Annotated in this window: 10 protein-coding genes; 3 read left to right on the top strand and 7 right to left on the bottom strand. The window is 38.2% G+C overall.

The features are described from left to right. Positions 1–9: 9 nt before the first annotated feature. The 7 genes from IO90_RS13860 to IO90_RS13830 form a co-directional block, all read right to left on the bottom strand. A complete protein-coding gene (locus tag IO90_RS13860; RefSeq protein ID WP_034967704.1) occupies positions 10–369 on the bottom strand; it encodes a PleD family two-component system response regulator in 360 nt (119 codons plus the stop codon). Between the two features lie 15 nt (positions 370–384). Beyond that, the gene (locus tag IO90_RS13855; protein WP_034967701.1) at positions 385–960 is read right to left on the bottom strand and encodes a chemotaxis protein CheB; all 576 of its coding nucleotides are present in this window, start codon (positions 958–960) and stop codon (positions 385–387) included. 5 nt (positions 961–965) lie between these two features. Beyond that, on the bottom strand, positions 966–1,796 hold the full coding sequence (locus IO90_RS13850) for a CheR family methyltransferase (protein WP_034967699.1): 831 nt from the start codon (positions 1,794–1,796) through the stop codon (positions 966–968). Further along, positions 1,796–2,161 (bottom strand): response regulator, encoded by a 366-nt coding sequence (locus IO90_RS13845; RefSeq protein ID WP_034967697.1) that lies wholly within the window; start codon positions 2,159–2,161, stop codon positions 1,796–1,798. The genes IO90_RS13850 and IO90_RS13845 overlap by 1 nt, the downstream gene beginning before the upstream one ends. Positions 2,162–2,179: 18 nt before the next feature. Further along, entirely contained in the window at positions 2,180–5,770 is a 3,591-nt protein-coding gene (locus IO90_RS13840) for a response regulator (protein ID WP_034967694.1), read from the bottom strand. 6 nt (positions 5,771–5,776) lie between these two features. Next, a complete protein-coding gene (locus tag IO90_RS13835) occupies positions 5,777–7,243 on the bottom strand; it encodes an ATP-binding protein (protein ID WP_034967692.1) in 1,467 nt (488 codons plus the stop codon). 346 nt (positions 7,244–7,589) lie between these two features. Then, positions 7,590–8,726: a 1-acyl-sn-glycerol-3-phosphate acyltransferase gene (locus tag IO90_RS13830; RefSeq protein ID WP_034967691.1), complete on the bottom strand. Its 1,137-nt coding sequence runs from the start codon at positions 8,724–8,726 to the stop codon at positions 7,590–7,592. 176 nt (positions 8,727–8,902) lie between these two features. On the opposite strand from IO90_RS13830, the gene IO90_RS18490 reads away from it, so the two are divergent. From IO90_RS18490 to IO90_RS13815, 3 genes are all read left to right on the top strand, one after another. Continuing rightward, on the top strand, positions 8,903–10,903 hold the full coding sequence (locus tag IO90_RS18490) for a PAS domain-containing sensor histidine kinase (protein WP_051878705.1): 2,001 nt from the start codon (positions 8,903–8,905) through the stop codon (positions 10,901–10,903). Between the two features lie 331 nt (positions 10,904–11,234). Next, a complete protein-coding gene (locus IO90_RS13820; RefSeq protein ID WP_034967689.1) occupies positions 11,235–12,377 on the top strand; it encodes a vWA domain-containing protein in 1,143 nt (380 codons plus the stop codon). Between the two features lie 215 nt (positions 12,378–12,592). Further along, positions 12,593–14,047 carry a sigma 54-interacting transcriptional regulator gene (locus IO90_RS13815; RefSeq protein WP_034967686.1) on the top strand — a complete coding sequence of 485 codons (1,455 nt, stop codon included), beginning with the start codon at positions 12,593–12,595 and terminating at the stop codon, positions 14,045–14,047. Positions 14,048–14,056 lie beyond the last annotated feature (9 nt).

Below are 14,056 nucleotides of genomic sequence, written 5' to 3'. Positions count from 1 at the left end.
ATTAGGAAATTACTTTTTCATATAAAAAGCAACTTTCTCTTCCAAGTCTTCTAAATTAAATGGTTTCGCTACGAAATCATCTGCCTGCGCACTGTCGGCCAAGGTTTTGATGTCGCTATTCGCCGTCACATAGATCACCGGAATATCTTTGAACTCTGCGTGACTTTTCAAAAGTTTGGTCGCTTCTACTCCACCGATATTGGGAATCCAATTGTCCATCAAAATCACATCTGGGCGGAAAGCTTCAACTTTTTGGATAATGTCGTGCGAAGTTTCGGAGATTTCGACCTTATAGCCATTTTCCTCGAAAATTATGCTGATCACTTCCAGAATGCTGGTGTCATCGTCAAATATTAAAATTTTATTCATCTTATATATAGTTAGTTATTTCAATTGATTAATATATTTTGCCAAATCTTCGGGGGTCGTTATCAGGTCGTAATCTACGTTTAATTTTGCCTGCATTGGCATATAATTGACCTCGGCCGTTTCCGGATCCTGAATCCAAACTTTTCCATTATTTTTTTTGATGTAGTTCAAGCCTTCCACGCCGTCTGCATTGGCGCCTGACAACAAAACTGCGACAACACCTTCTCCAAATATCTCTGATGCCGATCTGAAAATCACATCGATGGACGGACGCGAGTAATTCATTTTTTCGGAACCATCAAGCGAGACTGAATTTTTAGTTTCGAACAACAAATGATAATCCGAAGGAACAATATATATTTTATTATTTTCGATCTCAGTTTTATCCTCAATCTCAATAACTTCAAGTTTTGAAAATTTCTGCAACAGTTTTGGAAGAATGCTGATGGCTTGCGCTTTCCGATGTAGAACAAGAACCATTGGAAAATCAAGATGGTCATTCAAATTCTTGAGCATTTCCAAAATCACCTGCAAACTACCTGCAGATCCGCCAATTACAACCAACTCCGTCTTGAAATCATTCGCTTCCATCACAATTAGTTATAATCCAATTTCTTCCAGATCTTCTGATCTTCCATTTGTCTGTAAAATTTGCTCAAAGTGGAAAATCTCAAAGTTTCTTTGGAACCCAAAGCCAAATAACCCAAATTTTCCAAGCTTGCATCAAAAAGACCAAATACGCGCTCCTGCAATTCCTTATCAAAATAAATCAAAACATTGCGACAGACAATCAGCTGAAAACTGTTGAAAGAACTATCTGAAACCAAATTATGGGTACTTAAAATAAGTTTTTCCTGCAGACTTTTATCAAATCTGGCATTGTCATAATTCGCAGTATAATAATCAGAAAAATCCTTCTTCCCTCCAGAAAGCATATAATTTTCCGAATAGGTTTTCATGTGATGCATCGGAAAAATCCCCGCTCTTGCAGTTTCCAAAACCGATGGATTGATATCAGTTCCATAGATCAAACATTTGTGATAAAGTCCAGCTTCCTTCAACAAAATTGCGATTGAGTAGGCTTCTTCGCCAGTCGAACATCCTGCGACCCAAATCCTGATCAAAGGAAATGTGCCTAATTGTGGCAAAATCTTCTCCCGAAGCGATTTGAAAAATAAGGGATCACGAAACATCTCAGTGACATTCACTGTAATTTCTTCTATAAAATGTTTGAAATAATCGCCGTCGTTCAACACTTGATAACGCAATTCTGCGTAGCTCGTAAATCTGTCTATCACACATATTCTATTCACCCTTCTTTTGAAAGATGCTCGGCTGTATAGTGAAAAATCGTAACCGTAAGATTCGTAGACATCCTTGATCAGATGTTCTATTTCATTATCTTTTACGATGCTTGGCTCCAACATTAGCAATATTTTTCGATAGCACTGAGTAGTAGATCTACGTCAATGGGTTTTTTAATATAATCTTGTGCGCCTGCTTCCAGACACTTTCTTCGGTCTTCCTCCATCGCTTGTGCAGTGACAGCGATGATTGGAACTTTGCTGATTTCCGGCGTGCTTCGAATGATCTTTATCGCTTCATAGCCGTCAATTTCCGGCATCATCATATCCATCAGTACGATACAAAAATCATTTTCTTCTTTTAAAATCCGAATTGCCTCTTCCGCCATCGTGCTACTTTCTAACTTGTAACCACGCGCTTTCAGAGTCAGTCTCAGGGCAAATATATTGTTTGGATCGTCATCCACTATTAAAATTCTTGTACTCATTTAAAACTTAAAAAACTTTTAACTTTCATATAACCAAACACGTAGCAATGACAGCAACTGATCTATATCCACAGGTTTCGTGATATAATCGGATGCGCCAGCCTGCAGACATTTTTCCCGATCACCAATCATAGATTTTGCAGTCACCGCAATGATTGGCAATTTTTTGTAACTCGGCATTTTTCTGATTTCCTGAATGGTTTCGTAGCCATCCATCTCTGGCATCATCATATCCATCAAGACTACATCTATGTCAGGGTTTTGCTTGATTTGTTCTAATGCCTGCTTGCCGTCCATCGCCAGAACCACGTCTACTTTATATTTCTCCAATGCTTTTGACAATGAGAATATATTCCGAACGTCATCATCTGTGATCAGGATTTTTTTCCCACTCAAGACTTCTGTCAATGAGCCTAAAGTTTTATTTCTAATGGCTTCAACAGTCGTATTCTTCTCTTCGACCAAATGTAAGAACAGGCCAACTTCGTCCAAAATCCTTTGGTAAGAATGCGCCGTTTTCACGACGATGGAATCTGCGTACTCTCTGATTTTAAGTTCTTCGGATTTGGAAAGATTTCTCTCCGTAAAAATAATGATCGGCAAGTTTTCCATGCCTTCATAATTCTTAATCGATTCTAAGATTTTATAGCCATTTCTTCTGTCTGGCCCGATGTCCAAAATCACACAATCTGTAGCGTCAGAATTTAAAGCTTTCACACTGTCTTCCACATTATCTTCGATGGAAAGAGAGATGTCAAAATTGCTTAAGAAATAAGACAAAGCACTTGCATGTTTGGCATTTTCCTCCACGATCAATACTTTCTGTGGTGATCTTTTCAGCGCATCTTCAATCTTTCTGAAAACTTCCGTCATCTGATCCATCGCAATAGGTTTATTAATGAAATCTATAGCGCCTTTCATTAAACTCTGCTGTCTCACTTGCATCGCAGACATCATATGAACCGGAATTGGTTTGGTTTTCGAATTAGCCTTCAATTCGTCCATCACTTGCCAACCATCTTTCACAGGAAGCTGAACATCCAGGAGAATAGCGGAAGGATGATATTGCAACGCGGCCGGAAGTGCATGATCTCCTCTCACTGCGACGATGCCTTTGTAATTCTGCAATCTTGCATATTTCAAAAGTGCTTTTGCAAAATTGGTGTCATCTTCCACAATCAAAATCACTTTGTCTTCATCCGTAATATTATCGCGATCATCAGCCACATCTTCAGGAATTTCTAGAGTTGCGTATGTGGATGAAACTTCGAAATCTATTTCCTTAATTTCATCCGCTAAAATCTGATCGGCGTTTTGATCTTTCTCAATGATTTTAATTTTTGACAATTCATTTTTCGGAATCACCAAACTGAACTCACTTCCTTCATTTACGGTACTTTCCAAAAGCAATTCGCCTCCGAGTAATTTGGCGATCTCACGACTGATGCTCAATCCCAAACCTGTTCCACCAAACTTGCGCTGTGTGGATCCATCAGCCTGCTGGAACGCTTCGAAAATTACTTTCTGTTTCTCTTCCGGAATTCCGATTCCCGTATCTTTCACAGAGAAAATGATGTTGTCCTGATTTTTAGAATCTTGTTTGATGTTCAATTCAACGCCTCCTTCTTTCGTAAATTTGATAGCGTTGGAAAGAAGATTTCTCAATACCTGATCCAAACGCAGACGGTCTGTCTCAAGGGATTTTTCTAGATCATCTTCTATATTGATATTAAATTCTATGCCTTTGTTTTTCACAACGGGATTCATCAGGTTTTTGAGATCTTTCACCACATCTTCCAAGAAAACTTCTTGATATTCAAGTGACATTTTCCCCGATTCAATCTTAGCTAAATCTAAAATCTCATCGATCAAAGTCAGAAGACTCGTTCCCGAACTTTGGATGACTTTTGCAGATTCTACTTGGTCTTCGTTCAGATTCTTATCAGAATTTTCTGCCATCAATCTTGAAAGAAGCAAAATTGAGTTCAATGGCGTTCGCAATTCGTGTGACATATTTGCCAGGAATTCCGATTTGTATTTTGTACTCAATTCCAATTCTTCCGCTTTCTTCTGAATCTCGGCATTTCGTTCTGCAATCAAGTGGTTTTTTTCCTCCAATAATTTTGAACGTTCTTCCAATTCCGTATTGGTCTGCATCAATTCTTCCTGCTGTACTTTCAATTCTTCCTCAGAAGCTTGTAATTTTTGGGTTTGCGCTTCCAATTCTGTGTTCAGGTTTTCCAATTCAGAATGTTGGACCTGAAGTTCTTCCGACTGTGCCTGAGTTTCCTCCAACAATCGTTGTTCTTTTTCACGGCCTTTTGCCGCGTTGAGTGCGATTGCAATATTTCTGCTTCCTTCTGCAAAATATTCAATTTGATCTTGGTCAAAATTGGTGCAAGAGCTTAATTCCAAAACGCCAATCGCTTCATTATTCAAAATAATCGGGATTAATAGAATAGCATTGATCTTGATTTTGCCAGTCGCGAACGATATTGAAAAATCATCTTCATTAAGATCGTTGTAAACTTTCGGCATTTTTTGAACAAAAGCCTGACCAACCATTCCTTCACCCAAATCAAAGGATTGCTTCATCGAATTTTCCAATCCGAAAGCGGTCGTCAGTCGCAACTGACCTTCATCTAACAAATAAACAGCACCATTTGTACAATTTCCATATTCAATCAATTGATTAAGTGAATCGATTGTCACTTGGCTCACCGATTTGTTTCCGACCAGAGATTCATTAAGCAAAGCCAGACCTTTCTGATGCCAATCACTTCGATTCAATTTGTCAAAGGATTCTTTGAGAGAATCCGTCATGTGGTTGAGAGACTCCACCAAATCACCTAAATCTCCGTCGTAATTATCAAAAATTTTCTGATCATAATCTCCATTGGAAACACGATTTGCAACTTGCTGAATGACGCTGACACGATTTGAAATTTCTATATCTTTGGCCTTTAATTCTTTTTCCAATCTATCTCTTCTAAGCAAGTCATTTCTTAGCTTGATGTAGAAAAACACAGTCACAGCAATGGCAGACAGCGCTGAAAACAAAATGAATAAAACGGTAATATTGGATGATGAATTGAGGTCTTTGTTCTTTTGATCCAACTGAGTCTCTTCAAGTTTGACAAAATCATGAACCAGATTTCTGCATCTGTCCATGTAAACTTTGCTCTGAATCATCTGATCCTGAGTCATCACAATGCCGTCTTTTTTGTTTTGAACAAACTGTTTCAGGTTGTTCATATTAGCATCAACAGTCTGCTCCAGATTTTTGAGCCTTTCAAGTTGAGCATCATTTCCTAAATCATATGATTTCACTAATTCTATCGCGTTGGAATATTCAGAAATACTTCTGTTGTATGGTTCCAAAAAGTTTTCTTTTCCTGTCAACTGGAAACCTCTGTTCCCAGTTTCAGCATCCAGAAGGGCAATCAAAACATCTTTGACAGCCGTTACAGATTTTCTGCTTTTAGAAACATTTTCCCGATGCTCCATCTGTTTCTGGATGCTCCAGTAAGATGCAATGGAACTCGCGATTAATATAAATAATGAAAATCCAATCCCGAATTGAAGATTTCTAATGACTTTTTTCGGCATAAAAAATTAGTTTAATGGTAATGTAAAGTAAAACGTAGATCCTTCTTCCACGACACTGGAGAGACCAATAGTTCCGTCATGTTGCTGGATGATCTCCGAGCAGATGTACAAACCGATTCCCATTCCTTGGAACTGAAGAGACGATTCCTCCACGCGGTAGAATTTTTTGAAAACTGCGTCTTGCTTGAAATCCGGAATTCCAATTCCAAAGTCTGTGACGCTAACTCTCACTTCGTTTTCATCTACAAAAGTTGTGACGATGACTTGATTGTTTTCGGGAGAATATTTGATAGCGTTGGTAAGAAAATTAATCAAAACCTGCTCAATCCTGATTGCATCCAGAGGAATCAAAATATCGGGAATGAAGCCGTGTCTTGTAATTTTCACTTTGTCATCATGCGTTTGGAGAATTGTTTCTATTGCGGTGTGAATGACGCTATCTAAGTTCGTAGGTTTCTTATTGATTTTGAGTTTTCCGTTGTCGATTTTGGAAACATCAAGAAGGTCTGTAATCAAAGTGTTAAGTTTTTCGACTTGAGACAGAGCTTTGTTCACATAATTGGCTTCCGTTGTTCCTTCATTGATTTTCAATTTGCGATCCAAGAGTTGCATGTAAGCTTTGATGCTCGTCAAAGGTGTTTTCAATTCGTGGCTTGCGATACTGAGGAACTCGTCTTTTTCTTTTTCAACTTTCTTTTGATCGTCTATATCTGTAAAAGTCCCGACCCAATTTTTGATTGATTTGCCATCGTAAACTGGCGACATTCTCAGCAAATGAAATCTATAATCTCCAGTTGTGATATTTTTGATGCGGGATTCCAGCTCGAGTGCTTTTCCTTTTTTCTTGCAACGTTCAAATTCGTATTGGATATTTTTATCGTCTGGATGGGTTTCTGGAAATTCCAATTCGGATGCGGAATATTCGTACCATTTGCTGTTTACGAAATTCACTTTTCCATCACCATCCAGCGTGAAGGCAATCTGTGGCAAGGCTTCCAACATCAAATGAAAATGGTCGATTTCCGATCTCATCGTCACTTGAGCTTCCCTTCTGCCTTTGACTTCTTTTTCCAGACTTCGCTGAGTCTTCTTCATCGCAAGACTGTTTTCCTGCAAATTGTAAAAGGTTTTGACTTTTAAAAGAAGAATTTCTGGATCGATAGGTTTTGTCACGTAATCCATTCCACCAGATGCGTAACCGCGCGTGATGAATTCCTTTTCCTTATTGACTGCGGATAGAAAAATAATGGGAATCTCTTTGGTCTTGCTGTAACCAGAAAAAGTTTCAGCAACTTCGAAGCCGTCCATCACTGGCATTTGGACATCCAGGATAATCAACGCGTAATTATTCTTCAATGCTTTTCCCAAAGCTTCTTCACCAGAAATAGCGGTATCAACCTGGAAATCTTTCGACTCCAAAAGTTTTTTTAATGAATAAATATTGTTTTGGTTATCATCGACAATTAAAATCATAAAGCGTAAAATAAATCTGGTAACAGTTTATACTCTCCTCAGCCACCAAAAATACTCACAATTTTTAAAAAACCGATGGTTATTTTAAGAATATTAGAGTAAAATTTTGCAATTCAAGAAAACCAATAATCAATAATTCATTATAAATAAATTATTCTTAAAGACAAGATTTAAAAAATCAAATCAAATCGCTAAAAATTTATTCACTGAATTATCATTAATTTTCATGAAAAAGGAAAGTCATTATTTTAAATGCTGACAATGCAATTGCTTTACCAAAGCCTGAAAAAAGTTGGAATTTTTAGATATTTTAAAGAAATAAGAATATTACAGCTGGAAATCGTGGTCAAAATACAGATTCAAGCTTCATTTGGTTGACAACAGGATTGGCGTACATCGCCAGAAAACTCTGCTTCAAATTCTGATCGCAATTATTGATTCTCATTTCCAAGCGCCTTGCAAACAATTGCTTTTCCTGAATGGTATATCGGTCGGAAAACTTATCGGTCTTATGCAACAAATCGTACGCTATGTAATTGGTTGGCCAAAGTTTGTAGTTCTTGATGATAGAATGATCTATGACTTGTGCAATCGCCTGCAACAGTTTGTTTTTGTTTTCAAATTTGGAATCCAGAAAGTCCAACTTTTCATCCAAAACTTGACCTGCGTGCAAATGAATTCTTTTTTTCTGCCCCAGAACGCCACTCAGCATCGTGTTGAAATCCTCATTTTTTTCTTTGATGTACAATTCATTTCGAGATTGCGCCATGAGTTGAGGCATTTTTAGGACGTCGGTTGGATCATATTCATAAGAAATTGAAAGTGGAACAATTCGCAAGTTTTTAAAAAAATCTGTCAGCGAAGTATTATTTGTCGCCATTGCCAGCATTTTCAAAATGCCTTGTTGCGTTACATCATTTCCATCTTTGGTTCTGCCTTCGCGTTGCGCCATCCAAACAGAACGGTTTTCTTTTTGTAATAATTTATAGATATATTCTGATAAGACCTGAGAACTATTCAGTTGCTCACGAATAGACAATGCCCTTTGAACCAGAAAATTACGATTCAACTTTGCTAAAACATGCAGAAAGTCTTTTTTCACAAGATTGTCCCCAATCGCGGAAGACGTCATTACAAAATCCTGATTCAGCAACACCAAATTGAGCAACGAAGTATCCAAAATAATATCCCTGTGATTGGATATAAAAAGATAGGATTTAGTTTTGTCCAACGCATCAAATCCAGAGTAAGTCAAGCCCTCAGAGCTTCTTTCCAAAATCCGACGAACCGTTTCAGCTATGATTTGGCTTTGAAATTCGGAAATGGTATTGATATTCTCAAATTGCTCCTGCCAATCTTTCTCTTCACGATTCGGGAAAGTGAACTGCATCATCGTCTTCATCATCGGATGCTTTGCAATACCCTGCAAAGCCTCATTCACTTCATGGTCATAAAAAGGTCTGATAGCATCAAACTTGGACATACGTAGATATTAAAATTAAAGATTTGCAAAAAAACAAAAATTTATCGAGACCGCTTGTAAGAAATCCCGAATGAAAATTTTAGTTTCAAAATCCGTACCTCTTTTTGCACGGAAATTGTTTGTAGCCTTTCTATTGAAAGATAATTAATTATATTTGTGTATCTATTATTAAGAATATGAATTCTCCCGACCTGATCCCCGCCGAGAAGCTACTTAGCATCCTTTTCAAATCCCCAAATGCAACTGCCATCTATACTGGCGAAGACATCACAATCATAAGCGCCAACGAGGCAATGCTAAACTTCTGGGGCAAAGACAGATCCGTGTTGGGCAAGGATTTTCAAACAGCACTTCCCGAACTTTCGGGTCAACCTTTTTTCGATATTTTGAAACAGGTTTGGGATTCTGGAGAACTGTTTCTTGCAAAGGATTTTCCGGCGATCTTGGAAGTAGATGGCATCATTGAGAATTATTATTTCGATTTTGAATACAAGCCAATCTTGGACGAATCCGGAAAAACGGCTTACATCCTCCATACAGCCTTCGAAGTTTCCGAAAGGATGGCAAATAGAATAATGGTGACCGAAAAGTCAAAATCCGAAGCGCAATTGACCAAAGACCTTGGCGATCTGAATGAAGAATACCAAATCACCAACGAGGAACTTCTGAAAATCAACAATAAATTAGAGAAGGCCAATAAAGATCTTACAAAATTTAAAAATAAATTACAGGAGACCAACCACATACTCATCGAAAGTGAAAACCGCTTCAAATCTCTGATAGAACATTCGCCCGTAGCAATGGCATCTCTCAAAGGAAAAGAATACTTGATAGATGTTGCGAACGACACATTTCTAGAGATCGTTGGCAAAGACAGATCTATTCTTGGTTTACCAATGAAAAATGCCTTACCCGAGACAGAAAGCCAATCTTTTTGGAAAATCTTGGATGATGTTTTTAAATCCGGAAAACCTTACTACGGAACGGAATACAAATCGGCCGCAACAATCAATGGAGAGATCATAGAGAAATATTTGAATTTTGTCTACAAACCGACCTTTGATCCCGACGGAAAAACCCAGACCGTACTTGTTGTTGCAATAGATGTTACCGAACAGGTAAACGCAAGAGAATCCGTAAATGAGATCAATACAAGGTTGCAAATTGCCTTAGATGCGAGCAGTTTGGGTTATACGGAAGTGCTTTTGGCGACTGGAGTCATGCAAAGCACAGATCAATTCAAGAAGAATTATGGCTTTGCACCGGAGGAAGATTTTGCCTATTCCGATTTGTTCGAGGCTATGTTTCCAGATCATCGAGAACGAGTGAAAGGTCTGGTGCAAGAAGCTATCAGAACAAACGGCATCTATAAAACAGAATATCCAATCCAATGGCGAGACGGATCTGTGCATTGGATAGAAGCACACGGCCGACCGCGCTACGACGAAAACGGCGTTGCCGACAGAATGGTAGGAATGACAGCCGATATCACAGATAAAAAATTGTTTGATCAGCGTAAAGACGATTTCCTCAGCATCGCCAGCCACGAACTGAAAACGCCACTTACGATCTTGAAAGCGTCTATCCAATTGTTAGATAGGCTGAAAGAGAAACCTTTTTCCGAAACGCACAACAAACTTCTCGAGCAGTCCGAAAAAAGTGTTGACACAATGGTTCAGCTCATCGATGAACTGCTGAATATGAGTCGAATGAATGAAGACCAATTGAAACTGGAAAAGAAAAAATTCAATCTGTACGATATGCTTTCCAATAGTTGCAACCATATCAGAATGGAAGGGAAATTTGACATCACGATTGAAGGCGATAAATCTATTGAGGTTCTAGCGGATGAAAATCGGATTGACCAAATCATCGTCAATTTTGTAAACAATGCAACTAAATACGCATCTCAATCCAAAGCAATTCAAATTAAAATAGAAGCTTTGGAAAACAAGACCAAAGTTTCCGTAACCGATTTTGGAGAAGGAATCGATGCAGAAATCCTTCCAAATCTATTTGATAGATATTACCGTGCAGACCATTCTGGAAAGTCGTATTCCGGTCTTGGATTGGGACTTTACATCTGTTCTGAGATCATCAAAAAACACGAAGGTGAAATTGGCGCTGATAGTAAAATTGGAGAAGGAAGTACATTTTGGTTCACTTTGCCGAATTGATTCATTAGATTAATAAAATAAAGGCTGTCTAAATTTCATCAAAATTATTTCCCCAACGCTATAGGGAGTAATTTTGATGAAATTTGTAAGGCGTTTTTCCACCATTTATGGTTTGGGAAAGAAAAACGTTTTGAAAATTTTATTTTTAAATTATTTTTAAACAGGCTCAAACTTTTTTAATAATATCACTAGAAACTCAAATTTGATTAATTAAAGATCAAGTTCTCATTTACCTTTTCTGCATCATTGTCATTACTAATATCTATTTTTAATAAAGGAAGATTGGTATAAAATTTCCATAACTTGTCCTTTCTAAAACGAGATTCATCTCATGACAAATAAACAATTTAATTTTCGACAAGGTTTTACATTCAGCAAGCACGTTCCGGAAGAAATCTCCCACTTCGACCGTGTTTTCGACGTGTTCAAAGATTTGTTGACCCACACTTCCGGCGATATCGAAGAAGCTTTTAACTGGCTCGAAATGCTGGACAAAGAATATGATATTTTCACCGACGAATATACGCTTGAAGATTTTGAAGAAGACCTCAGAAAGCGAGGTTACATCAAAAGAGAAGATGATTCCGAAGATGGAAACACCGGAACTGGAAAAGGCAAAAACATTCTGACAGCCAAACTGGAAGCGGCGTTGCGAGAATATGCACTCGAGCAAATATTCGGAAAGCTGAAGAAATCTGGCATCGGGAATCACAGAACCAACAAATCCGGAGTCGGCGATGAGCGCGATGGCGAAAACCGAAACTTCCAATACGGCGACGATCTTTCCACAGTCAATATGACCGAAAGTCTGAAAAACGCTCAAATCAACAACGGAATTTCAGATCTTCGAATGACAGAAGACGATCTCATCGTAGAAGAAACCAAGCACAAAGCGCAAATGAGCACGGTTTTGATGATTGACATCAGCCACTCAATGATCTTGTACGGTGAAGACCGAATCACGCCCGCCAAAAAAGTCGCAATGGCTTTGGTGGAATTGATCAATAGAAAATACCCGAAAGATTCCATCGACATTATTGTTTTCGGAAATGAAGCCTGGCCTATTAAAATCAAAGATCTACCTTATTTGCAAGTTGGTCCTTATCACACGAACACCGTTGCTGGATTGGAATTGGCAATGGATATCCTTCGAAGAAAAAGAAATACCAACAAACAGATTTTCATGATCACCGATGGAAAACCGAGTTGTATCAAATTACCAACCGGCGAATATTACATGAATAGCGTTGGCTTGGATGAAATGATTGTCAGCCAATGTCTCAACAAGGCCGCACAAGCAAGAAAATTAAAAATTCCAATCACCACATTTATGATTGCGCAAGATCCTTATTTGAGAAAATTTGTGAATGCATTTACGGCTCAAAACAAAGGGAAAGCTTTTCTGACTGGACTTTCTGGTTTGGGACAGATGATTTTTGAAGATTATGAGAAAAATAGAATTAAAAGGATTTGAGACAAGGCGGGAAGACGGAAGCTTGAAGATGGAAGAAATCAATGCAGAAATTCCATCAAAATTATTTCACCAACCCTAAAGGGAGTAATTTTGGTGGAATTTTTTAAAATATTTTTAGTCCCTTTAGGGTTGGGAAAAACCAAATTTCTTTAAAAATTTCGAACAACCATCTTCCAATTCTCATCATTAAACGAATAAAAAATTACATCATTAAAATGAAAAACAATACAACATTCAAAGAATTAAAAAATTCGGGATATATAGACAAAACGATCAGTGAGGAAATTCAGGCAAATCTGATCGCGAAAATCAAAGCGAAAGAACCTGTTTTTGAAGGACTTTGGGGCTATGAAGATTCCGTGGTTCCACAATTGAAGAAGGCGATTCTAGCAGGTCATCATATCAATCTTTTAGGTTTGCGAGGACAAGCAAAAACCCGAATCGCAAGAAGCATGGTCAATCTTTTGGACGAATATATGCCGATTGTAAAAGGTTCGGAGATCAATGACAGCCCATTTCAGCCAATCTCAAAATTTGCACGAGATCTCATAGCTGAATTAGGCGATGAAACTCCGATTTCCTGGGTTCACCGTTCGAATCGTTTCTTCGAAAAACTGGCGACTCCAGATGTAAATGTTGCCGATCTGATTGGTGACATCGACCCGATCAAAGCTGCAACTTTGAAACTTCCCTACTCTGACGAACGTGTTTTGCATTACGGAATGATTCCGAGAGCCAACCGTTCGATTTTTGTACTGAATGAATTGCCGGATCTACAAGCCAGAATTCAGGTTTCTTTGTTTAATATTTTGCAGGAAGGCGATATTCAAATTCGAGGTTTCCAATTGAGAATGCCTTTGGATATTCAGTTTGTGTTTACAGCAAATCCGGAAGATTACACCAATCGTGGAAGCATCGTAACACCTTTGAAAGACAGAATAGGATCACAAATCTTTACGCATTATCCAAAAACGATTGCACTTGCAAGACAAATCACAGAGCAAGAAGCCGCAATTTCTGAAGATGACAGATCTCAAATTCAAATTCCAAATCTAGCAAAAGATCTTTTGGAAGAAGTAGCTTTCGCAGCGCGTGACAGCGAATATGTGGATGCCAAAAGTGGCGTGAGTGCAAGATTGACGATCAGTGCGATGGAAAATCTCGTTGCTGCCGCAAAACTTCGTCTAATTGAATCTGATGCTGAGAAAACAAGCGTTCGTCTGTTGGATTTTATGTCGATCATTCCATCAATTACAGGAAAAATTGAATTGGTTTACGAAGGTGAACAGGAAGGCGCAGATTATGTGGCCAAAATATTAATTGACAAAGCTGTGATGACGCAATTTGAAAGTATTTTCCCACGCATTTCAAAATTAGAGAAAGAAGGCATCAAAACACCTTACACCGATTTGATCAAATGGTTTAACAAAAATCATCTGGAACTGAACTACACCGATTCCGATGAAGAATTCTACAACAAACTAAATAGCATTACGCCTTTGGTAAATGTTGTTGAAGAAAATGCCACGGAACTTAGCGAGGAAGATCAAAACTTCTGCAAAGAATTGGTTTTATGGGCTTTGACGATCAGCAAGAAATTAGATAAATCTGAAAATTCCAACGCTTACACTTTTGATTCTGCTGGAATTGGACAGTTTTTCCGAGATTAGAATATATCA

This window comes from Chryseobacterium sp. FH1, from assembly GCF_000735135.1.
Taxonomy (GTDB): domain Bacteria; phylum Bacteroidota; class Bacteroidia; order Flavobacteriales; family Weeksellaceae; genus Epilithonimonas.
The sequence above is the reverse complement of the archived record's forward strand: the minus strand, read 5'-3'. Positions and strand labels throughout refer to the sequence as shown.

Bases quoted from the DNA above. Each gene is read 5' to 3' on its own strand.
- IO90_RS13860 (WP_034967704.1), bottom strand. From the start codon at position 369: ATGAATAAAATTTTAATATTTGACGATGACACCAGCATTCTGGAAGTG.
- IO90_RS13855 (WP_034967701.1), bottom strand. From the start codon at position 960: ATGGAAGCGAATGATTTCAAGACGGAGTTGGTTGTAATTGGCGGATCT.
- IO90_RS13850 (WP_034967699.1), bottom strand. From the start codon at position 1,796: ATGTTGGAGCCAAGCATCGTAAAAGATAATGAAATAGAACATCTGATC.
- IO90_RS13845 (WP_034967697.1), bottom strand. From the start codon at position 2,161: ATGAGTACAAGAATTTTAATAGTGGATGACGATCCAAACAATATATTT.
- IO90_RS13840 (WP_034967694.1), bottom strand. From the start codon at position 5,770: ATGCCGAAAAAAGTCATTAGAAATCTTCAATTCGGGATTGGATTTTCA.
- IO90_RS13835 (WP_034967692.1), bottom strand. From the start codon at position 7,243: ATGATTTTAATTGTCGATGATAACCAAAACAATATTTATTCATTAAAA.
- IO90_RS13830 (WP_034967691.1), bottom strand. From the start codon at position 8,726: ATGTCCAAGTTTGATGCTATCAGACCTTTTTATGACCATGAAGTGAAT.
- IO90_RS18490 (WP_051878705.1), top strand. From the start codon at position 8,903: ATGAATTCTCCCGACCTGATCCCCGCCGAGAAGCTACTTAGCATCCTT.
- IO90_RS13820 (WP_034967689.1), top strand. From the start codon at position 11,235: ATGACAAATAAACAATTTAATTTTCGACAAGGTTTTACATTCAGCAAG.
- IO90_RS13815 (WP_034967686.1), top strand. From the start codon at position 12,593: ATGAAAAACAATACAACATTCAAAGAATTAAAAAATTCGGGATATATA.